General features: G+C 46.9%; 19 protein-coding genes. 13 read left to right on the forward strand and 6 right to left on the reverse strand.

Features of this window, described 5'->3' with window-relative positions:
- The first annotated feature begins 38 nt into the window (after positions 1–38).
- The 6 genes from fabI to AOC07_RS06205 all read left to right on the forward strand — a co-directional run bounded on the left by fabI (position 39) and on the right by AOC07_RS06205 (position 6383).
- Entirely contained in the window at positions 39–824 is a 786-nt protein-coding gene (fabI, locus tag AOC07_RS06180; protein ID WP_215292309.1) for an enoyl-ACP reductase FabI, read from the forward strand.
- Positions 821–2149 (forward strand): chromate efflux transporter, encoded by a 1329-nt coding sequence (chrA, locus tag AOC07_RS06185; RefSeq protein WP_215357135.1) that lies wholly within the window; start codon positions 821–823, stop codon positions 2147–2149. The genes fabI and chrA overlap by 4 nt, the downstream gene beginning before the upstream one ends.
- A 22-nt stretch (positions 2150–2171) precedes the next feature.
- Positions 2172–3056, forward strand: a complete 885-nt coding sequence (locus AOC07_RS06190) for a MaoC family dehydratase N-terminal domain-containing protein (RefSeq protein ID WP_215357136.1) — start codon at positions 2172–2174, stop codon at positions 3054–3056.
- A 29-nt stretch (positions 3057–3085) separates the two neighbouring features.
- Entirely contained in the window at positions 3086–4480 is a 1395-nt protein-coding gene (locus AOC07_RS06195; RefSeq protein WP_215292315.1) for an MmgE/PrpD family protein, read from the forward strand.
- The gene (locus AOC07_RS06200; protein ID WP_215357137.1) at positions 4477–5322 is read left to right on the forward strand and encodes a CoA ester lyase; all 846 of its coding nucleotides are present in this window, start codon (positions 4477–4479) and stop codon (positions 5320–5322) included. Before AOC07_RS06195 ends, AOC07_RS06200 begins: the two co-directional genes overlap by 4 nt.
- A 77-nt stretch (positions 5323–5399) precedes the next feature.
- Positions 5400–6383 (forward strand): tripartite tricarboxylate transporter substrate binding protein BugD, encoded by a 984-nt coding sequence (locus tag AOC07_RS06205; RefSeq protein ID WP_251371742.1) that lies wholly within the window; start codon positions 5400–5402, stop codon positions 6381–6383.
- A 74-nt stretch (positions 6384–6457) separates the two neighbouring features.
- On the opposite strand, the gene AOC07_RS06210 is transcribed toward AOC07_RS06205, so the two are convergent.
- The 3 genes from AOC07_RS06210 to AOC07_RS06220 are packed head-to-tail and all read right to left on the reverse strand — an operon-like array spanning position 6458 to position 10043.
- The gene (locus AOC07_RS06210) at positions 6458–7078 is read right to left on the reverse strand and encodes a hypothetical protein (RefSeq protein WP_215292321.1); all 621 of its coding nucleotides are present in this window, start codon (positions 7076–7078) and stop codon (positions 6458–6460) included.
- Complete coding sequence (locus tag AOC07_RS06215; protein WP_215357139.1) at positions 7078–8325, reverse strand: exo-alpha-sialidase; 1248 nt, start codon at positions 8323–8325, stop codon at positions 7078–7080. The genes AOC07_RS06210 and AOC07_RS06215 overlap by 1 nt, the downstream gene beginning before the upstream one ends.
- Positions 8322–10043 carry a glycosyltransferase family 39 protein gene (locus tag AOC07_RS06220; protein ID WP_215357141.1) on the reverse strand — a complete coding sequence of 574 codons (1722 nt, stop codon included), beginning with the start codon at positions 10041–10043 and terminating at the stop codon, positions 8322–8324. The genes AOC07_RS06215 and AOC07_RS06220 overlap by 4 nt, the downstream gene beginning before the upstream one ends.
- A gap of 180 nt (positions 10044–10223) precedes the next feature.
- Here AOC07_RS06220 and AOC07_RS06225 point away from each other — a divergent pair, with 180 nt between their 5' ends.
- The 3 genes from AOC07_RS06225 to AOC07_RS06235 all read left to right on the forward strand — a co-directional run bounded on the left by AOC07_RS06225 (position 10224) and on the right by AOC07_RS06235 (position 12411).
- A complete protein-coding gene (locus tag AOC07_RS06225; protein WP_215292327.1) occupies positions 10224–10559 on the forward strand; it encodes a c-type cytochrome in 336 nt (111 codons plus the stop codon).
- Positions 10560–10569: 10 nt separating this feature from the next.
- On the forward strand, positions 10570–11844 hold the full coding sequence (locus AOC07_RS06230) for an NAD(P)/FAD-dependent oxidoreductase (RefSeq protein WP_215358495.1): 1275 nt from the start codon (positions 10570–10572) through the stop codon (positions 11842–11844).
- Between the two features lie 108 nt (positions 11845–11952).
- Positions 11953–12411, forward strand: a complete 459-nt coding sequence (locus tag AOC07_RS06235; RefSeq protein WP_215292329.1) for a phosphate-starvation-inducible protein PsiE — start codon at positions 11953–11955, stop codon at positions 12409–12411.
- Position 12412: 1 nt separating this feature from the next.
- Here the strand turns inward: AOC07_RS06235 and AOC07_RS06240 are convergent, their stop codons facing one another.
- Positions 12413–13933 (reverse strand): TAXI family TRAP transporter solute-binding subunit, encoded by a 1521-nt coding sequence (locus AOC07_RS06240; RefSeq protein WP_215357143.1) that lies wholly within the window; start codon positions 13931–13933, stop codon positions 12413–12415.
- Positions 13934–14011: 78 nt separating this feature from the next.
- Between AOC07_RS06240 and AOC07_RS06245 the strand changes: the two genes are divergently transcribed.
- The 4 genes from AOC07_RS06245 to AOC07_RS06260 are packed head-to-tail and all read left to right on the forward strand — an operon-like array spanning position 14012 to position 17667.
- Positions 14012–14713, forward strand: a complete 702-nt coding sequence (locus tag AOC07_RS06245; protein ID WP_215357144.1) for a pirin family protein — start codon at positions 14012–14014, stop codon at positions 14711–14713.
- Between the two features lie 53 nt (positions 14714–14766).
- A complete protein-coding gene (locus AOC07_RS06250) occupies positions 14767–16314 on the forward strand; it encodes a UxaA family hydrolase (RefSeq protein WP_215292335.1) in 1548 nt (515 codons plus the stop codon).
- Between the two features lie 58 nt (positions 16315–16372).
- Positions 16373–17353 carry a DnaJ C-terminal domain-containing protein gene (locus tag AOC07_RS06255; RefSeq protein ID WP_215357145.1) on the forward strand — a complete coding sequence of 327 codons (981 nt, stop codon included), beginning with the start codon at positions 16373–16375 and terminating at the stop codon, positions 17351–17353.
- Positions 17354–17358: 5 nt separating this feature from the next.
- The gene (locus AOC07_RS06260; RefSeq protein ID WP_215357146.1) at positions 17359–17667 is read left to right on the forward strand and encodes a chaperone modulator CbpM; all 309 of its coding nucleotides are present in this window, start codon (positions 17359–17361) and stop codon (positions 17665–17667) included.
- 5 nt (positions 17668–17672) lie between these two features.
- Here the strand turns inward: AOC07_RS06260 and AOC07_RS06265 are convergent, their stop codons facing one another.
- A complete protein-coding gene (locus AOC07_RS06265) occupies positions 17673–19595 on the reverse strand; it encodes an ATP-binding cassette domain-containing protein (protein WP_215357147.1) in 1923 nt (640 codons plus the stop codon).
- A gap of 74 nt (positions 19596–19669) precedes the next feature.
- Entirely contained in the window at positions 19670–21283 is a 1614-nt protein-coding gene (locus AOC07_RS06270; protein ID WP_215357148.1) for an NAD(P)/FAD-dependent oxidoreductase, read from the reverse strand.
- Between the last annotated feature and the right edge of the window lie 97 nt (positions 21284–21380).

The raw sequence follows: 21380 nt of genomic DNA on the forward strand, positions 1-21380 counted from the left end.
TGTAGATAGCTAATCATATTTGAAGCAAAGGACACAACATGGGCTTTCTCTCCGGCAAAAAAATCCTCATTACCGGCCTCCTCTCCAACCGCTCTATTGCCTATGGTATCGCCAAAGCATGTCACCGCGAAGGCGCCGAATTGGCCTTTACCTACGTAGGTGAGCGCTTCAAGGACCGCATTGTGGATTTCGCGAAAGAATTCAATACCGAGCTCATTTTTGACTGTGACGTTGGTAGCGACGAGCAGATTTCAGCACTCTTTAAGGATTTATCCAAATCTTGGCCGCAATTTGACGGCTTCGTCCACGCGATTGGTTTTGCACCTCGCGAAGCAATTGCCGGTGATTTTTTAGAGGGCCTCTCTCGTGAAGGCTTCAAGATTGCCCATGACATCTCTGCATACAGCTTTCCAGCGATGGCAAAAGAAGCCTTACCAATGTTGCGTGACAAATCTTCATTACTCACATTGACCTACTTAGGTTCAATGAAGAATGTTCCAAACTACAACACCATGGGTTTGGCAAAGGCCTCTCTAGAAGCATCTGTTCGCTACCTTGCTGGATCAGTGGGCCCCAAAGGCATTCGTGCTAACGGTATTTCTGCTGGCCCAATTAAAACTCTGGCTGCCTCTGGTATTAAGGGCTTTAGCAAAATATTGGAGGCAGTTGAGCAAACGGCTCCACTGCGTCGCAACGTCACGATTGATGACGTTGGTAATACCGCCGCTTTCTTGTTATCCGATTTAGCCAACGGCATTACCGCTGAAATCATTTACGTCGATAACGGCTTTAGTCAAGTCGTTGGCGGAATGGAAGACGCTTGAGCATTCCACTGCGTGAGGCTTTAAAGTTTTGGGCCAAACTCGGCTTTATTAGTTTTGGTGGGCCTGCAGGGCAAATCGCTGTTTTGCATCAAGAGTTGGTTGAGAAGCGTCGCTGGATTTCTGAGCGGCGCTTTTTACATGCACTGAACTACTGCATGTTGTTGCCAGGGCCGGAAGCGCAACAGCTAGTGACTTATATTGGCTGGCTGATGCACCGCAGCTGGGGTGGCATTCTGGCCGGAAGTCTATTTGTCTTGCCATCACTATTTATTTTGATTGCTCTATCCTGGATTTATCTCACCTTCGGACAGGTGCCCTGGATTGCCGCAATCTTTTTTGGCATTAAGCCGGCAGTGGTCGCGATTGTTTTACATGCAGCTGTTCGCATTGGTAAGCGTACGATTCATAACCCAGCGTTGAAATGGATTGCGCTGGTTTCTTTTTTGGCTATCTTCCTTCTGAACTTAGCCTTCCCAATTATTGTCATGATCGCTGCTGCAGTGGGTTACTGGGGCGGTAAGCGCTACCCACAATATTTTCAGCAAATGGGCTCTCACGGAAATTCCCAGGAGAAAAATTACGGTAGCGCCATCATTGATGACAACACCCCCACCCCTGAGCATGCGCAATTCAATATTCAAAAAACGATTTTTCACAGTGTGGTGGCACTTGCTTGCTGGTTGCTCCCGATTGCAGCCTTAATAGCAATCTTTGGATGGAGCACACTTTATCCTGAAATCGCCTGGTTCTTCACCAAGGCCGCGCTGCTGACCTTTGGTGGCGCTTATGCAGTCCTGCCTTACGTATATCAAGGTGCGGTCGATCATTTTCATTGGCTAAGCGCCAATCAAATGATTGATGGTTTAGCGCTTGGAGAAACAACTCCTGGGCCACTCATCATGGTGGTTGCTTTTGTTGGCTATTTGGCTGGCCATATTCAGCATCTCATTGGCAACAGTAATCCATTTTGGTTTGGTGTCATTGGCGCCTGCGTTGCTACTTGGTTTACCTTCCTACCATCTTTCTTTTTTATTCTCGTTGGTGGCCCTTTAATTGAATCGACTCATGGCAAGTTAGGCTTCACCGCACCACTTACTGCCATTACCGCAGCAGTCGTTGGCGTTATTGCTAATTTAGGACTCTTCTTTGCATACCATGTGTTTTTACCAGGTGGCCTGAGTGGCTCAATTTCCTGGGTATCGATGATCATCTGCCTGTTAGCTGGATTAGCTCTGTTTAAGTTCAAAAAAGGGGTAATGACAGTATTGGGAGGGTCTGCATTAGCTGGACTTCTTACTTACCTCGCTGCCGTTTTGATGGGCTAAGCTTTTTTCCAAGATTGGCATAATGGAACTTATGCGAATCGAACCAGAAACCATCACCCACTTACAAGAATGGCTTGGCAAAACCGAGTCTTTTCAAGATCTTGTAACAGCAGCGCCAATGCGCGCCCTTTCGGCAACGCTGGATCGGGATGATCCGGCTCCAACCAGAAGTACTTTTCTGCCTGAGCTTTGGCACTGGCTCTATTTTTTACCGCATGCTCGCGAATCTGAAATTGGGCCAGATGGTCATCCCAAGCGCGGTGGCTTTCTTCCTCCGGTCCCGCTACCACGTCGCATGTGGGCAGGTAGTCGCGTGCAGTGGTTAGCGCCACTTTCTGTTGGCGATGAAATCGAGCGTGTCTCTAAAATTGAATCCGTTACTCATAAGGCAGGTCGCACCGGTGATTTAATTTTTGTCTTGGTCAAACATGAGATCTCCAATCAAAATGGTCTGGCAATTATCGAGGAACACGATATCGTTTATCGCGATGCGCCAGGGCCCGATGACAAGCCAGTCCCCCCTACTCCGGCGCCAAGCGAGGCCAAGTGGACAAAGACTATTGCTCCTGATGATGTGCTGCTCTTTCGTTACTCAGCTCTTACCTTCAATGGCCATCGCATTCATTACGATCGCAAATACGTTACCGAGGTGGAAGGCTATCCTGGGTTAATAGTTCATGGCCCATTGATCGCGACTCTGTTGGTCGATCTCGTTCGGCAAAGCATTCCAGGCTGCAAGTTGAAGAGCTTTGAGTTCCGCGCAATTCGACCGACTTTTGACATCAACAACTTTAAAGTATCAGCCAAACCGGATTTAGAGAAAGATCCGAGCGGCAAAACAATTGCTATTTGGGCGCAAGATCACGAAGACTGGCTCACCATGCAAGCCACTGCTATTTTGGCTTAATGCATCAGCCCTGAGGAGAGAATATTTTTATGCAGAATCAACATTTATCGCGCGAACTGGCTAGCTTTGCTGCTAATTTAAAAGTCAGCGACATTCCAAACGATGTAATGAGTCGCGCCGAGGATTTATTAGTTGATTGGTTTGGTTCAGCAATCGCAGGCAAGGGCTCTCGCCCCGTTGAAACCATTACCCAGTTCGCCCAAACCATGGGTGGCTTTGATGACGCACATGCTGGCCCCTCTGAAATTCTGATCACCCGCAAACGCTCAAGCCCTTTTTTGGCAGCCATGGCTAATGCAGCCGCTTCACATGTAGCAGAGCAAGACGATGTTCATAACGGTTCAGTCTTCCATCCCGCTACGGTGGTATTTCCACCGGCCTTAGCTTGTGCCCAAGCAATCGGAGCTTCTGGTGAAGATCTTTTAGTGGCATCAGTAGCTGGTTATGAAGTTGGTATTCGGGTTGGTGAGTTTTTGGGTCGCTCACATTACAAAGTCTTTCACACAACCGGTACTGCAGGCACCCTTGCTGCTGCTGCTGCAGTAGGGAGACTTCTGAAGCTTTCTCCTGCGCAAATGCTTCACGCCTTTGGTTCTGCTGGCACACAATCTGCTGGTCTCTGGGAATTTCTGCGTGATGCTGCAGACTCTAAACAATTACATACTGCCCACGCTGCGGCAACAGGCTTGATGTCAGCCTATATTGCTCAGGCAGGTTTTACGGGCGCCGAGCATATCCTCGAAGGCAAGCAGGGACTAGCTGCCGGCACATCAAGTGATGCCGATCCTAGCAAATTAGTTGATCAATTAGGTGCTCGCTGGGCTTTAGCAGAAACAAGCTTTAAGTACCACGCCTCCTGCCGCCACACCCACCCTGCTGCTGATGCACTATTGCAAGTGATGCTGACTAATAAACTAAAGCCTAGCGATATCGCTAAAGTCGAAACGCTAGTGCACCAAGGCGCGATCGATGTCTTGGGTCCTGTTATCAATCCTGCAACCGTACATCAATCCAAATTTTCGATGGGCACTGTTCTTGCCTTAGTTGCACACTATCAATTCGCTGGGCTGCAAGAATTCGATGCGCATTTTCATGATGATGCAATTTGTCTATTCCGCGATCGAGTCACGATGACCCTTGATCCCGAGGTGGATGACGCCTATCCACAGCGCTGGATTGGTAAAGTGAAAGTGCACTTAAATAACGGCGACATTTTAGATGGTCGTGTAGATGAGCCTAAGGGCGATCCCGGCAATACTTTAAGCCGCCATGAAATTACCGATAAAGCTCTGCGCCTTGCTGCCTTTAGTGGTGGCGCTAGCCCTGCTGAGATGACTAAAGCGATTGACCTCTTGTGGAATATCCGCAAACAGGCCAAGATAGGCTCTTTACTTCCAAGTAATGAATCGACTCCACCCTTATGAATCCACTTGATACGCCTTTAGGTTTTTGTAGCAACTTTTTATTTGTACCAGGCACCCGTTCTGAGCGTTTTGTTAAAGCACTTGATAGCGGTGCCAGTGGAGTCATCCTTGATTTGGAAGATGCGGTTGCTCCGGAAGATAAAGAAATCGCTCGCAACGCAATTCGAACCGCTTGGCCTAGCTTTACTGCTGAACAACAGAAACGTTTAGTCATTCGCAGCAACTCGCCAGGTAGTCAGTTTTATGCTGCTGATTTAATTCTGGCACAAGAGCTCGGTATTGCTTGCCTACTCATACCAAAGAGTGAGTCCGCAGATGAGATGAATGGTGCTGCGCTCGTTTTGCCGAATACCGCTCTCATCCCCATGATTGAAACTGCTATTGGACTAGATCATCTTCGCGAAATTGCTAATGCCAACCAAGTAATTCGCCTTGCCTTAGGTAACCTAGATCTTCAAGCAGACCTTGGTATGGTTTGTGACCCACAAGAAACTGAACTACAAACTGCGCGCTATCAAATCGTCTTGGCATCCCGAGTGGCCCAGATTGCCCCTCCTGTTGATGGGGTTACGCCTTCTACTGATGATGTAGTGCGCATTCAGGATGATGCTGAACGGGCAAAACGCATGGGCTTTGGCGGAAAACTTTGTATCCACCCAAAGCAAGTGGGTATTGTGAAGTCAGCCTTCATGCCTTCAGAGGAAGAGCTTGACTGGGCTAAGCGAGTCATTGAGGCCGATAAAGCATCTAAAGGAGGCGCAGTAAAGCTCGATGGACGCATGATTGATCGACCAGTGGTTTTGCTGGCCCAAAGAACCATTGCCATTGCTGGTAAACACTAGGTATCTCCCTATCCCTAAAAAGCTCTAAAACTGGCAGAATTGGTCAACATAACTAAAACATGGAGACCAAAGTGAAAATGAAGAATTTCTTATTTTCCGGAATAACCGCAGCGCTCACTGCTAGCGCACTACTGAGTGGCAATGCCATCGCTCAAAAAGATTGGCCAAACAAATCCATTAGCCTGATTGTGCCGTTTGCTGCTGGCGGCCCAACGGATACTGTTGCGCGCTTAATTGCAGTACCAATGGGACAGGCTTTAGGGCAAACTGTTGTTGTCGAGAATGTGAATGGCGCAGGTGGAACCATTGCATCAACTAAAGTGGCGCGCGCCGCTCCTGATGGTTACACCATTTACTTACATCACATGGGAATGGCAACGGCTAATGCGCTTTACGATAAGCTCCCATACGACCCGCTGACCAGCTTTGAATACATTGGCCAAGTAGCTGATGTGCCAATGGTGCTTTTGGGCAAAAAAGATTTGCCGCCAAATAACTTCAAAGAGTTGGAGGCCTATATCAAAGCAAATGGCTCAAAAATCACGATGGCTAATGCCGGCCCAGGCGCCGTTTCACAGCTTTGCGGTTTACTCTTTCAGAGTCGTATGGGCGTCAAACTGACAAACGTCCCCTATAAAGGAACTGGCCCGGCTCTGACAGATCTATTGGGCGGACAAGTTGATTTACTTTGCGACCAAACTACCCAAACAATTCCTTACATTAAGGATGGTCGCATTAAAGCCTATGGCACCACCACCTTAAAACGCTTGCCTGCAATTCCAAATGTGCCTACTTTGGATGAACAAGGTCTGAAAGGTTTCGAAGTCAAAGTTTGGCATGGCATGTACACACCAAAAGGCGTTCCAAAGCCTATCTTAGATAAGCTTAATGCAGCCTTAAAGAAAGCCTTAAATTCCCCAGATGTTAAGAAGCGTTTAGAAGACGCCAATATCGACATCGTTTCACCAGAGAAGATGACGCCCAATGGCCTAAAGTCTCACCTTGAGGCAGAAGTGAATAAATGGGGTCCGATTATTCGTAAATCGAATATTCCAGACTAAGCCTTTAGGCTATGAAATCAAAAGCCAGCGATCTGCTGGCTTTTTTCTTGCTAAAGGAATAATGCTAATGAGTCCTAACCCGGTCTAAATAAATAACCTGAGCGGGCTTTATCTCTGCGCTTTCTATAAAACGCCCCGATCAACGCAATCAAAGCCCAGATCACCAATAAAGGATCGAGTAAGTAGTCCCAAAGATTGGCAGACTCATGCCATTGGGCCGCCCAAGCAAGAATGGCGATGGCTATGATCCATACACCTTTATTCCAATTAGCCAAACCGCATACTAGGGCGAAAAATAAAACCGCAATAAAAAATACGATGGAGCCATAGCCCCAAGCATAGGGATCCACCATGCTAAACCCTAAGGCAAACGGATAAAACCCAATGGCGATGAAGACAATAGCAAACTTGAAAGTCAATGGCGCTGGCTTACCCCCTGGCAGCAATGATGCCCATAGCAATAACATGGTGACGATACTAAGATCACCAATAACAGCTCTTACATAAGCAGCAGGCGGCAACTCCATGCCGAATCCGAAAGGCCAATAGAAGAGATTGCCAATGAAGAAGACCAAAAGTACTTTAGTACTCAATGAGAATTCTTGTGGAAAGGTTTTTTGCAGCAGCAAAGTAATCAGGGCTGCGCAAGTAAGAGACATTTCTATCAGGGCAACAGTTTGCATAAGGTTATTCATTATTTAGCCTCCTGATAGAGTGGATCTGTTGGTAGGATAGGCAGTTGGTTCTGGGCATACTTTAACCAAGCACCAGAAAAATACCGGTGACGAATCTTCTTGCGATCCCAGGTGTAAACCAAATGGGCATCATTGCCATCAACACTCATGAGGTATGGATACGAAAACTCTTTGCGCTGATCATCCGGCAACGCCTCATCATCTTCCAATACTTCTACCGTATGCCATGCTCCGGATTTGCTGTTGCTCATCATCAAGACCAAGCGATAACGACCAGTTTCAATATTATTGAGAACCAAAATGCGTGTGCCATTATTTAACTCTAAACCAGTAAGCGCAGAATTGGGGTTAGCAATTGCTAAGTCTGTGGTTAACTTCCATGATTGGCCAGCATTTTGTGTTTGACTGACAGGCACCTGCTTTGCTTGACTGGCGCCTCTCGTCTGTCGGAAATACGCAGTTGCATCTTGGGCATCATTTACAAAAACCAGTGGCTGAATCGCACTTCGACCTGAACTCATACGGCGCTTATCAATCACCTGACCTGCATCGATTCTCAGAAATTCGCCAAAGCGCCCAATCCACTCGTGATAAGCGGGCAAGCCAAGCCGGCCATCTGCAAACAAAACACTTGGCGATTTGACTAGAGTGCTGAGATTCACTAGGGGTGAACTAATCAAGCGCTGAGGATTTTTCCACGTTAAACCTTCATCATCAGAAATCACACTGGAGATAGAGCTACCTGCCCAACCACCAATCGATACCGTGACGAAGAATAATTGCAGACGACCATCCGACATTCTGGCTGGAACCGGATTGCCTAATTTAGCGATATATCGGGATAAACCTTTTTCAGCGCTCACTCTATCCATCACGACAGTAGGCGCACTCCAGCTTGATGACTTGGGATCAAAGACAGCGCTATTAATCACAACATCTGCAGCGCCTTCACGACTTCCAGCGAACCAAAATGCCCGTATTGCACCATCTTTTAATGCAATCAAAGATGCCGCATGCACTGAAGCAGCGCCCGTCTCAGGCAACCAAGTGCTGATCGGATTTGCAATGCCCACCTTATTCGGGGTATTTTGGTTTTTAGATTTTAAATTTACAGGGGACTCCAATTCCACCTCAGCTGGAGCTGGCGTATTGGTTGCAAACGGGGCCCAAACTGGACGGCTATCAATATGTAAAAAGCCAATCACTGCAGCTAAAAATAGAAAACAAAGGGCGATCACACGGCTCATCTACAAACATCCTTTACATTAGAAAGATCTGGTGCGATCACTGGTGTTGCAACTAAATACTCATTCACAAAAAGATGCTTTCCGATTTGACCTTGCAACATCTCGATGATTTCTTCTTGAGAGTGTCGAGCGCGCATTTCCATTCTCCGCCCTACTATTTGGCAGGAATTACATAGCTCAGGTGGAGAGTCGAGTGAAGTGTGTACAGCAACCAAAGGGTAAGTACTTGTTAGGCCAGCAACATCAGTAGCATCTTTTGCTAAATAACCATGCAGCTTGGCGCCAGGCAGCAGCAATCGATACTCTTCATCCTTAGCGCGATAGTCGCAAGGAATCCAGACATTTTTACCTTGTATTTGAGCAATTGTCGCAGCTGAGTAACGCCCTAGGTCACCCTCCAATGGAGCTAGGCTACTCGTCAGTACACAATACGTCAGAAAACATCCCGCCAATGCTAGCGTCTTTGTCTGATTGATCCTGAATAAACCTATTAAAGCAATCAGGAGGCTGGCAGAGATCAATATCCAATGGCCATAAGAATAGCTCCATGCGCCCACCTCCCCGGTAAGGCCAGAGAGCTGCAGATTGGCGCCTATCCACAAAAACAGTGAAAGAATCATGATCTGCAGAAATAAGGCGAGCCGAAATCCCCACAAAGGCAAGCGCTCCCAATGCAGCGCAATGAGTACAGCAAATGCTGGCATCACTGGTAACAGATAACGACCAGAGCGCTGGCTAGGTAAGGCAAACACGATCAAAAATGCAGCAATCAACAATAGCAAGAGAACTTCTTCCACATCTAAGAAGCGGCGCCCACGCCAGCATTGCAACAAGGTGGAGGCCAAGACAAAAGTAAATAAGCCTGCATTAGCTAAGGTGGTTAAAAGGAGTAGCCAAATGCTATCGCCGCCACGCAGAAGATCCAGCACATAGTTAGAGTTGCGGGCGGCAAACTTACCGGCATTCTCACCAAGCACGAATTCTTTCCAAACCGCCTCAGGATTTGGATCAAAAGCAAACCATAAAGCAAATACTGATAAAGCCAATATGCCAGCAATAAAAATCTTATAGAGATCACGCGTCAATGTGTTTGGAATACTCCATTGCCGCCAGCGCCAGTAGCAAAGGCCTAGAGCGAATGTAGCAGGAGCGATATAAGCAAAGGATTTAGCGAAGAGCGCCAGACCAAAACAGATGCCAGCCAATAACGGGAACAAGAGTTTGGATTCAAATGCGCACCGCCCCCAATACAAAAGGGCCATGAATGGCAAACTTATCCAAAAAACTTCTGGGGGGTCGGCTAGAAAAGGGCGTCCATAGCGATAGGTCGCGAAAAATGAAAGCCATACCAGAGCTGCCAATACACCGGTTTGGGTTTTACCGCTAAATCGACGTACCGCCAAAAACAAGAAAAATGCAGTAAGCCCCGTATAGAGCACGCTAGGCCAACGCAAATTCATTAGCGACCATTTGCTAGCCCAATGACTGCTAGCTATGCCCTGCCAAAAAATAAGTGGTGGCTTAGTATTCTTGATTCCGTCCATCTCGGACTGCAGGGGAAGCCAATTGCCTGTCTGTGCAGTCATACGCACTATATGCATGTAGGGATACTCATCCCCGTTTTTAGGGGCAAATCGACTATCTAAGCCGTAGAGATAGGTAAATACACCTAAAAAGAGGATTAAGAGGGCAGAACGGTAAGAAAATGAACCTCGCATACCTATAGTTTATAGGGCTTGCATGAAGGCTTGAAAAAAATGAATTGATCCACTTTTTCGAATGAGCTTATGAAAAATGAATCTGAGGAAAAACTCACTTTTTAGAACTTCTTGTTTAAGATGCTATCAAGCAAAAATAAAATGCTTTACCTAGAAATAAACTAAATGGAGATGGACCCGATGCGAGCAAAGTTTCTCAAACCCGCAATCCTAGCAGTGCTTTATATCGGCTTTAGCCAGTGGAGCGGGGTTGCCCTTGCGCAAAATGCTGAAGCCAGTAATTTATATAAACGCGGCCTGGCTGCCACTTGCGCCAACTGTCATGGCACCGATGGCAAAGGTGTAGTTGACGGCGGAATGCCATTAATCAATACCCTCACTAGCGAACAAATGCTGACTCAATTAAAAGCATTTAAATCTGGCGCTCGTGAAGGAACAATCATGCCGCAGTTAGCCAAAGGCTATTCTGATGAGCAACTTGAAACTATCGCCAATCAACTTGGCAAGAAACAATAAGGAAGCCATGATGGATCGTCGACACTTTATTGGTCAAAGCGCAGCAGCGCTTGGTTTGCTTGCGGGATTTTCCGGACAAGCTCGCGCTAATTTACAAAAAGCAGAAATTTTAGTTATTGGCGGAGGTTATGGCGGGGCCACTGCTGCCAAATACTTGCGCCTATTTTCCAACAACACGGCCAAAGTAACCCTCATTGAACCAAATGCTTCTTTTGTTTCTTGCCCGCTATCGAATTTGGTTGTCGGTGGCTCACGCACTCTCGCAGAGATCACCACTCCTTACGATAATCTGAGCAAACGTCATGGCATCAAAATCATGCAAGATAGTGTTGCCAGCATTGATGCAGATAAAAAGACCGTCAAACTTGCATCAGGCAAAACCTTACGCTACGACAAAGCTATTGTTTCACCAGGCGTTACCTTGATGATGAATAGCATTGAAGGATTAGCGCAAGCAAACAAGGCCGGCGTAACATTGCAAGCCTGGAAAGCTGGCCCTGAAACAGTTGCACTTCACAAACAACTTGCCGCAATGCGCGATGGCGGTACTTTTGCAATTAGCATCCCAGAAGCTCCTTATCGCTGCCCTCCTGGCCCTTATGAGCGGGCTTGCCAAGTAGCAAACTATCTCAAACACAACAAGCCTAAATCTAAAGTTTTAATTTTGGATGCGAACCAAGATGTGACATCGAAGGGTGCGCTGTTTAAGAAAGTGTGGGCTGAGCAGTATTCTGGAATCATTGAGTATTTACCAAAGCACAATGTCACCGCTGTTGATGCAAAAACCAAGACAATCAAGCTTGAAGTTCAAGATGACATCAAGGCTGACGTATTGAATTTACTTCCCGCAATGAGTGCCGGTGAGATTGCAGTGAAAACAGGCTTGGCGAATTCAAATGGGCGTTGGGTCAATGTGAATTTTATTAACTTTGAATCCACAGCCCAAAAAGACATTCACGTCTTAGGCGACTCTATTCAAATTGCGCCAGCAATGCCCAAGTCTGGTCACATGGCCAATCAACACGCCAAAGTGGCAGCTGCGGCAATTGTTGCTGAACTCAGTGGCTGGGAAGTGAATCCTGCTCCCGTCCTCACCAATACTTGCTACAGCTTCGTCAATGACCGTGAAGTTGTTCACGTTGCTAGTGTGCACCAGTACAACGCCACTGAAAAAACCTTTAAGACTGTTCCCGGCTCTGGAGGGCTATCGCCAGCACCATCCACCCTTGAAGGAGTGTATGCCTGGGGATGGGCCCACAACATTTGGGCTGATAGTTTGGGTTGATCAAAGTCAACACTTCAGAAAAAAGGGGCCTATGGGCCTCTTTTTTTATTCTTCTGAGCGCAATTGAGAAATATACTGAGAAAGATAGATCAGCAAACAGGAGACTTTATGAACATGACCCCTCACTCGCCAAAAGATGCATCCCAATTAGAAGATGCCATTGAAAAATGGACGGTACCAATCGGCAACTTATTTGTATCTCTCTTTCATCGCATCGCCTTGTTTGGAATTGGTGCTGCAACAGTCTGGTCAGCAGCAGTTGCCTTTTTAGGAATGGTTAACAAAGGCTCGGCCTCGATTGAAGACCTGCTCTTGCTATTTATCTACCTTGAAATTGGCGCGATGGTTGGTATTTATTTCAAGACCAACCATATGCCAGTACGCTTTTTGATCTATGTCGCCATCACTGCTGTCACCCGTCTCATTATTGACCTGGTGAATACTAAGCATGAGGCAGATATGGCCATCCTCCTCATGGGTCTCACAATCTTGATTCTGGCACTAGCTAATGCAGTGGTTCGTTATGCCTCTTTCAAATTCCCCAGTCGATCTGGTGAGAGTGAATAGCCTATAAAAGTAGCTCGGGTTTAGGGGGTTGTTCATCCCCTGGGCCTGTTTTAGCTTGGGCTGCTTGCTCTGCCTCAGAGGCCTGAAGTGGCTCTACCTTGCTTAGTACCTGCCCAGCAAGGGTAACGGATGTCTCGTCAATTTGATAGGGCTGAACCCCTCGGTTGAGGCAGTTGCGCACATAGTCGATGCTAGTGCGCAATGAATAGCACTCACTTGCTAAGCGCCTAGATACTTGAATCGTGAGCGCCTGATACTCAAGTGCATCCAGCCTCTTCAAATATTCATCGAGTCGACCTAAATCAAAATTCACAAGCAATTCTTGTTCAAAACTTTTTAGATCTGAATACACTCGATTAATTTTGTTTTGCATTCTCCTGGTTCTGTAGCCAGGTAGAGCTTGTAATAAGGGGTAGCTAACCAGTAGAAATGGCAGCAAGATGAAGACCAGTCTATTGACTAACTCTGCAAGCCAGAACGGCAAGTAAGCCACTAAGAAGGGATAGCTATTCTTCTCATAATGAATGGCTACCGGACTCTCTGGGAGCATTGTATTTTTAAACGACGGGAACTCTCCACGATGAGCAAAGAAAGTTGCTTTGCCATTGATTTCTCTCGCCGCCTCCAAAAATAAATACTGAATGGCAGGATGCATGCGATCATCAATTAAAAGATTGGTGGTGGTTGCCAGGAGTTTTAGATCTGATTTTGGGAAGTTGCGCTTTAAATCAAACGCACCTTCAGGCACTTTTAATATGCTCAGATAGGGAATTAATTTTGCATAAGCCTCGGCTCGTCCGAATGTACCCAGTTGTAAATTAGGATCATTCAATAAGGCCTGCACGTTTGGAGAGTAGTAGGTATCCACGATAAAAATGCCATCAATCTCCCCTTTCTGAATTGCCTTTACGCCTTCATTCCCAGGTAAATTTACAAAACTTGGTCCAGGCTCGTAACCTGAAAGCTGTAATATTTTGATTGCCTGCGCGTGCGTACCGCTACCTTCAACGCCAATTGAAATCTTTTGGGTAAGAAAATATTGAAAGCGGCTATCTACACCCTGAAAATCTTTTGCATTGAGTTCGGGGCCACGATGGAAAAACCAAATAGGATCATAAGCAATCACACCCAACGATTGAATACCTGTCACATCTTTAGTAGGCACCACGCCCGCTTGAACAAATGCTGCTTGCAAAGGATCATTGCGATCTGACAAACGATCAATATTTTCTTGTGCCCCATTTGTCGAAATCAACTCCAGAGTAATACCCTTCTTGGCAAAAAACTCTGCATACTGTTCGCCAAGCATCTCGTTAGAGCTACCTTTGGTTCCAGTTGCCATCATGACGTGTCGCGGGGGCGGCGGATCTACATACCACCAAATACCCATGAGAATGGCCAAAAGCAAAAACAAAATTGGCCAAGTCTCTTGTAAAAATTGGGTGAAGTCTGTCCACCACTCCTGAGCACTCTCAGAAAGGCCTAGAAAGGTTTCTTGAACATTCTGTTTAAAGCTTCCCATGCACTACCTATTAGCAAAAATAGCAAAAGCTAATGATAATGTGCTTATTGAATATTTCCTGCAGAAAAACCTAAATCCATGCTCCAACTGAGAAAATCCCACGATAGAGGCTATGCTGACCACGGCTGGCTCCAAAGTTTCCACTCCTTCTCCTTTGCCGGATATCACGACCCCCAATTTATGGGTTGGGGGAACTTAAGAGTCATCAACGATGATCGCGTTGCGCCAGGAATGGGCTTTGGCAAACATGGTCATCGCAATATGGAAATTATTAGCTATGTTCTCTCTGGTGAGTTGGCCCATCAAGATAGCATGGGTAATGTGGAAAGCATTCCACCTGGAGATGTGCAGCGCATGAGTGCTGGCTCTGGCGTGATGCATAGTGAGTTTAATCACGCTCAGGATCAAACAACCCACCTCTTGCAAATCTGGATTGAACCCAATGTTTTAGAAATTGATCCCAGTTATGAGCAAAAGACTGTCCCAATCTCCGACAAAGAAGGCAAGCTATGCTTGATTGCCTCGCCTGATGGTAAGGATGGTTCTGTCAAGATATTTGCAGATGCGAAGTTATATGCGGGCTTATTTAATGGCTCACAATCAGCACAAATAGAACTTGATCCAAAGCGTAAAGCCTATGTTCACCTCATCAAGGGATCCTTAACTGTCAATGATCAAACACTAGAAGGTGGCGATGCACTCCTAATAGAGCATGAATCTTCTATAAAAATAAATGATGGCATTGATGCTGAAGTGCTATTTTTTGACCTGAGTCATTAAATAAATAGCAAGCTAGGTTTACGATAAGCCCATCAGAAGGACTCTATAAGATCATGATTGAAACATCTGGCAAAAAACTCGCTGGTCCCATTATTCGCCTCCACCCAAACGACAATATTGTGGTTGCAAGAATTGACGTAGGTATCGGTGCAGAAGTTCCTAGTGAGAATTTCACGAGCCGTAGCCAGGTTCCAGCAGGCTACAAAATTGCTGCCAAGAAAATATTGAAAGGCGAGCCAATTCTGAAGTACAACGTGACCGTTGGATTTGCAAATACCGATATTGAAGCCGGCACGATGGTTCATAGCCACAACACTGAGTTTCGTGAATTTGATCGAGACTACGCCTACGCTAGTGAATTTCAACCAACACAAATGCTGCCAGAGTCTGAGCGCGCTACCTTTCAAGGCTACGTTAGATCAAACGGTAAAGTGGGCACGCGCAATTTCATTGGGATCTTATCGACCGTGAATTGCTCGGCTACAGTAGTGAATAAGATTGCCGACTGGTTTACACCAGAGAGATTAAAAGATTTTCCAAACGTGGATGGGGTGGTGGCATTTAGCCATGACATCGGCTGCGGCATGGAAATGAGCGGTGAACCGATGGAACTGCTGCGCCGGACGATGGCTGGCTATGCTCGCCACCCTAACCTTGCTTCTGCACTCATTGTCGGTCTTGGTTGCGAGCGCAATCAACTTAAAGGATTGATGGAGCAGGAAGATTTAACGGCAAGTAAAAACCTGCACACCTTCATCATGCAAGAGTCTGGTGGCACTCGCAAAACCATTGAAGCCGGTATTGAGGCAGTGAAAGCTTTACTTCCAGAGGCCAATAAAGCTGAACGTGAAACCGTTTCTGCAAGTCACCTATGCGTTGGCTTGCAATGTGGTGGCTCGGATGGTTTCTCATCGATCACAGCCAATCCGGCATTAGGCGCTGCCATCGACATCCTCTCTCGCCATGGCGGCACTGGGATTTTGTCTGAGACTCCAGAGATCTATGGCGTAGAGCACACCCTCACGCGCCGTGCAGCAAGTCAAGCTATTGGTGAGAAGCTCATTAAACGGATTCGCTGGTGGAAAGATGAATACTCTGTTGGCAGAGATGTACAGATCAATGGTCAAGTCAGCCCCGGCAATCAAATTGGCGGACTTGCCAACATCTTCGAAAAATCCCTAGGCTCCTCCATGAAAGGCGGCACCGGTCCGCTAATGGAAGTCTATAAGTATGCTGAGCCCGTCACCACTAAAGGCTTTGTCTTTATGGATACCCCAGGATTTGATCCCGTCTCCGCTACTGGGCAAATTGCTGGTGGTGCAAACTTAATTGCCTTTACCACTGGCAGGGGTTCCATGTTTGGCTCCAAACCTGCGCCATGCATCAAACTAGCCACTAATACCCCAATGTATATGAGACTGACCGAGGATATGGATATTAATTGCGGGGAGATTTTGGATGGGACAGTTTCCGTTCAAGAGATGGGTCAGCGCATATTTGAGCTTTTCCTGCGTACAGCCTCTGGAGAGTCATCCAAGAGCGAATTACTTGGCCTAGGTGACTATGAGTTTGTACCCTGGCAAATCGGGGTGATGAGCTAATAGGATTGTAGAATTCATCATTAGCTCTGTCAGAATGCATGAGGATTAATACAAGCTTATGAAATTTAGGGATTACTACGAAACTCTCGGAGTCGCTCGCTCTGCTACTGAAGCAGAAATTAAAGCTGCCTATCGCAAGCTTGCTCGCAAATACCATCCAGACGTCAATAAAGACCCGGGCGCTGAAGAGCAATTCAAAGAAATCGGTGAAGCCTATGCCGTTCTGAAAGATACTGAAAAGCGCGCAGCCTACGATCGTTTTGGTGCCAACTGGAAAAATGGCCAAGACTTCACCCCTCCCCCAAATTGGAATGAAGGTTTTGAATATTCTGATAATGGTTTTAATGCCGGTCATCCAGGCTATGGCGGCGGCTTTGAAGGTGACCAAAGCGAATTCTTCGAATCCCTCTTTGGAAGAGGCAAACATCGACAAGGCGGCCGGAGTGGGCAATCCCGTCAAGGCATGAACTTCAAAGGACAGGATCATCATGCCAAAATTTTGATTGATCTTGCAGACGCCTATAACGGCGCTAAGCGCACGATTGCACTACATATGCCAACGCAAGATGCTAGCGGTCATGTGAGCACTCAAGAACGCAAATTAGATGTGAGCATTCCAAAAGGGATTAAGGCTGGTCAAAATCTGCGCCTCTCAGGGCAAGGTGGTCCTGGTATTGGTGAAGGGCTGCCAGGAGATCTCTATTTAGAAATTGATTTTCACCCGAACCCTATTTATAGAATCGATGGCAAAGATATATTCATTGACATTCCATTGGCACCCTGGGAAGCAGCCCTAGGCACCACTGTCAATGTACCAACGCCAGCAGGTTCAACTTTAGAATTAAAAATTCCAGCAGGCACTGTTGCTGGTCGCAAGATGCGCCTTAAAGGCAGGGGAATTCCGAGTGCTGAGCTTGGTGACTTATATGTAGTTCCTACGATTGTTTTACCACCCGCGGAAACAGATGCTCAAAAAGAGGCCTATCAAAACTATGAGAAGGCTTTTGATTTCAATCCTAGATCTCACTTGAAGGGATGATGAACATGACAAAGATAAATACCACATGGATTGAAGCCAGTGTTGTAGAAAATGAAGTGTATATGAGCATTGTGGAACTCTCTCACGCTTCTCGCACTCCACAAGAATTAATCATGTCTTGGGTATCAGAAGGTGTACTGAGCCCTACCGGCTCATCTCCTGAGGATTGGCGCTTTAGCGGCAATTCCCTCAGCAGGGCTAAAACTGCAGCACATCTCACGCATGATCTGGAGTTAAATGTTCCAGGGGTTGCCCTGGCTCTCGAGCTCTTAGATGAAATCGCACAACTGCGCGCACGCTTAAACGTAAAATAAAGGGCTTAAGATTCTGAGCGGCTGAGCAGCAACTCCCAGCGCAATAGCTTTTGGTCTAGATGCGCAGTAATCTCCGTTAACCGAGCTTGCATACTAGCTGCTAACTCAGGTTCATTCTTGTAAAGATCAGGATTGCTCATCGCAATACCGATATCGGCCTGCTCAGTTTCAAGCTCCTCGATTTGCAAAGGTAAAGTTTCCATCTCTTGACGCTCTTTGCCATTGAGTTTTTGCACTGCACTCTTAGTAACGGGCTTTACTTCTATCTTGGGCTCTTGCTTCACTTCAGCTTTAGGCTCTGCTTTGCCAGCAGACTTTGCATTACTCGCGCGGATTTTCTCGGAACGTGCTTTCTGAATCTTCCAATCCTCATAACCACCTTCATACTCACGCCAGAATCCATCGCCTTCATGGGCAATGATGCTGGTGACTACGTTATCTAGGAAATAACGATCATGACTCACTAAGAAGACGGTACCTTTGTAGTCTTGCAGCAATTGCTCAAGCAAATCCAAGGTATCGATATCTAAGTCATTCGTTGGTTCGTCCAAGACCAAAACGTTTGCAGGTCTAGCAAACAAACGAGCAAGCAGCAAGCGATTGCGCTCTCCACCAGACAAAGTGCTTACTGGTGAATTAGTGCGCTCTGGTGCAAACAGGAAATCACTCAAGTAACTTTTGACATGCTTCTTGTTACCATTAATTTCAATCCACTCACTGCCCGGGCTAATGTAGTCCTCTAGCGAGGCATTGAGATCCAAGCCTTCACGCATTTGATCAAAGTAGGCCACTTCAATACGCGTACCCATCGTCGCAGTTCCCGAATCTGGGGCAATAGTGCCGAGAATCAATTTCAGCAAGGTTGTCTTGCCAGCGCCGTTAGGTCCAAGTAAACCCACTTTATCACCACGCAAAATGGTTGCCGTGAAATCCTGCACAATCGGTCTGTCATAGGACTTACTCACGTTTTGCAAATCAGCCACAATCTTGCCACTGCGGTCACCAGCCGAGACAGCCAATTTCACTTGCCCCATCGCATCTCTGCGTTCAGCACGACTGGTACGGAGTTTTTCTAGGCGAACGATGCGGGCGACACTGCGGGTTCGGCGAGCCTCAACACCCTTCCGAATCCAAACCTCTTCTTGCGCTAATAATTTATCCGCTCTGGCATTGGCTAAAGACTCTGCATTGAGCTCTTGTTCCTTAAGAACTTCATATTGAGTGAAGTTACCGGGATAACTACGCAAGATGCCGCGATCAAGTTCCACAATTTGTGTGCAGACGTTGTCCAAGAAAGCGCGATCATGGGTGATCAAGATCACAGAGCCTTGATATTCTTTTAAGAGCTCCTCTAACCATGCAATCGAATCCAAGTCCAAATGGTTAGTGGGCTCATCTAACAGTAAGACATCGGGCATTTCTACTAATGCACGAGCAAGGGCTACGCGTTTTTTGGTTCCACCTGACAAGGTGCTGATTTTGACATCCGCCTCCAAATGCAATCGATCCAGAGTCTCATGCACGCGCTGTTCCCAATTCCAGCCGCTGAGTGCCTCTAATTGGGACTGCACCTCATCCAAGCGATGATGAGATGCATCATCCCAGTCTCCGACACTGAGGGCCTCATATTCCTCACGCAGAGCCTTGGCTTGAGCCACACCCTTTGAGACGGCATCAAAGACAGTCTCTTCTGCTTCGAAAATCGGCTCCTGGGGGACATAAGCAATTCTGAGGCCTTGCTGGTATTGCAAAAGCCCATCATCCATTTTTTCAATACCCGCCAAGATCTTCAAAAGGGAAGATTTGCCAGTGCCATTACGCCCAATTAAACCCACACGTTCACCGGATTCCAGTGAAAAAGCAGTATTTGCGAGGAGGTCTACGTGGCCGAAAGCCAGTTTTGCATCAGTAAGTACGATTAAAGCCATGGCGACATTATCGTCTCTTCCGGAAATGAGGAGGTATTTCTGAAATTACCGAACCAATAAAGTCCTTAGGAGCTCTACTTTGATAAGTAATCTAGTGCAAGTGCTTCTGCTACTTTAATCCCATCAACGCCGGCAGACAAGATTCCTCCGGCGTAGCCAGCGCCCTCACCTGCGGGAAAGAGACCTTTGATATTCAGACTCTGAAAATTCGGCCCACGAGTGATTCTGAGAGGTGATGAGGTTCTAGTCTCTACGCCAGTTAAGACTGCATCTTTCATTGAAAAACCTTTGATCTGCTTTTCAAATGCCGGCAAAGCCTCACGAATTGCCTCAATGGCATACGCAGGCAAGCTTGGAGCTAAGTCAGTTAAATGCACGCCAGGCTTATAAGAAGGCAGGACGCTACCAAACTCTGTTGAAGGCTTTCCCTCCAGAAAGTCTCCAACCAGCTGTCCTGGGGCTTCGTATGTTCCGCCCCCCAACTCAAAGGCCTTAGATTCGATCGCGCGCTGAAACTCAATTCCTGCCATAGCGCCGCCAGGGTAATCATCCGGAGTAATGCCCACCACGATGCCAGCATTGGCATTACGCTCATTGCGCGAATATTGACTCATCCCATTGGTAACCACTCGATTCGGCTCTGAAGTTGCAGCCACTACCGTGCCACCAGGGCACATACAGAAGCTGTAGACAGAGCGGCCATTCTTAGCATGGTGGACTAATTTGTAATCAGCAGCACCAATTAAGTCGTTGCCAGCATGGGGGCCGAGGCGCGCTCTATCGATGAGTGATTGCGGATGCTCAATACGAAAGCCTACCGAAAATGGCTTAGCTTCCATGAATACGCCAGCATCATGCAAGGCCTGGAAGGTGTCACGCGCGCTATGGCCAAGTGCAAGCACCACATGGCTAGCAGGTAAGTCGTCATGACCTTCAATTTTCACGCCAGTAATTTGCTCATTCTGGATATCAAAGCCAATTACTTTTTGTGAGAAACGAATCTCGCCGCCAAGATCAATAATTTCTTGGCGCATTTTTTCTACTACACCCACTAAACGGAAGGTGCCGATATGAGGCTTTGCAACATACAGGATTTCTGATGGTGCGCCTGCTTTTACAAACTCACTGATCACTTTACGACCATAAAACTTGGGATCTTTAATCTGGCTATATAGCTTTCCATCTGAAAAGGTACCTGCCCCGCCCTCACCAAACTGCACATTGGATTCTGGATTGAGCACATTCTTGCGCCACAAACCCCAAGTGTCTTGAGTGCGCTCTCGCACTTTCTTGCCGCGCTCCAGCACAATCGGCTTAAATCCCATTTGTGCCAGAACCAGTGCAGCAAATATTCCGCAGGGGCCAAAACCAATGACTACGGGACGCAATGACTTACCGGTGGCAATTGACTCCGGAGCCTGAGCTTTGAAGTGGTAACTTGTATCAGGCGAAGGTCTTACATGAATATCACCATCAAACTTTTGCAGAATGGCTTCTTCATCTTTCACAGAAAGGTCTACCGTGTAGATAAAAGAGAGTGCCACGTTTTTTCTGGCATCGTAGCTACGCTTAAAGACCTCAAAGCCAATCAAGTTCTTAGCGGACAAATGGAGACGCTTGAGAATCGCTGCTTCCACAGCTTCTGGAGCATGGTCAATGGGTAGACGCAGTTCAGTAATACGAATCATGGGGCTCTTGGCTAGCTATATTCAGTCTCTAGAGACAAATAATACTGGTTAAAGGCCAGGCCGCGTCAGCTTGTTAGCCATAAAGGCGATAATGCGT

This window comes from Polynucleobacter sp. UB-Raua-W9 (assembly GCF_018687435.1).
In the GTDB taxonomy this organism is placed as follows: Bacteria; Pseudomonadota; Gammaproteobacteria; order Burkholderiales; family Burkholderiaceae; genus Polynucleobacter.

Bases quoted from the DNA above. Each gene is read 5' to 3' on its own strand.
- fabI (WP_215292309.1), top strand. From the start codon at position 39: ATGGGCTTTCTCTCCGGCAAAAAAATCCTCATTACCGGCCTCCTCTCC.
- AOC07_RS06190 (WP_215357136.1), top strand. From the start codon at position 2,172: ATGGAACTTATGCGAATCGAACCAGAAACCATCACCCACTTACAAGAA.
- AOC07_RS06195 (WP_215292315.1), top strand. From the start codon at position 3,086: ATGCAGAATCAACATTTATCGCGCGAACTGGCTAGCTTTGCTGCTAAT.
- AOC07_RS06200 (WP_215357137.1), top strand. From the start codon at position 4,477: ATGAATCCACTTGATACGCCTTTAGGTTTTTGTAGCAACTTTTTATTT.
- AOC07_RS06205 (WP_251371742.1), top strand. From the start codon at position 5,400: ATGAAGAATTTCTTATTTTCCGGAATAACCGCAGCGCTCACTGCTAGC.
- AOC07_RS06210 (WP_215292321.1), bottom strand. From the start codon at position 7,078: ATGAATAACCTTATGCAAACTGTTGCCCTGATAGAAATGTCTCTTACT.
- AOC07_RS06215 (WP_215357139.1), bottom strand. From the start codon at position 8,325: ATGAGCCGTGTGATCGCCCTTTGTTTTCTATTTTTAGCTGCAGTGATT.
- AOC07_RS06220 (WP_215357141.1), bottom strand. From the start codon at position 10,043: ATGCGAGGTTCATTTTCTTACCGTTCTGCCCTCTTAATCCTCTTTTTA.
- AOC07_RS06225 (WP_215292327.1), top strand. From the start codon at position 10,224: ATGCGAGCAAAGTTTCTCAAACCCGCAATCCTAGCAGTGCTTTATATC.
- AOC07_RS06230 (WP_215358495.1), top strand. From the start codon at position 10,570: ATGGATCGTCGACACTTTATTGGTCAAAGCGCAGCAGCGCTTGGTTTG.
- AOC07_RS06235 (WP_215292329.1), top strand. From the start codon at position 11,953: ATGAACATGACCCCTCACTCGCCAAAAGATGCATCCCAATTAGAAGAT.
- AOC07_RS06240 (WP_215357143.1), bottom strand. From the start codon at position 13,933: ATGGGAAGCTTTAAACAGAATGTTCAAGAAACCTTTCTAGGCCTTTCT.
- AOC07_RS06245 (WP_215357144.1), top strand. From the start codon at position 14,012: ATGCTCCAACTGAGAAAATCCCACGATAGAGGCTATGCTGACCACGGC.
- AOC07_RS06250 (WP_215292335.1), top strand. From the start codon at position 14,767: ATGATTGAAACATCTGGCAAAAAACTCGCTGGTCCCATTATTCGCCTC.
- AOC07_RS06255 (WP_215357145.1), top strand. From the start codon at position 16,373: ATGAAATTTAGGGATTACTACGAAACTCTCGGAGTCGCTCGCTCTGCT.
- AOC07_RS06260 (WP_215357146.1), top strand. From the start codon at position 17,359: ATGACAAAGATAAATACCACATGGATTGAAGCCAGTGTTGTAGAAAAT.
- AOC07_RS06265 (WP_215357147.1), bottom strand. From the start codon at position 19,595: ATGGCTTTAATCGTACTTACTGATGCAAAACTGGCTTTCGGCCACGTA.
- AOC07_RS06270 (WP_215357148.1), bottom strand. From the start codon at position 21,283: ATGATTCGTATTACTGAACTGCGTCTACCCATTGACCATGCTCCAGAA.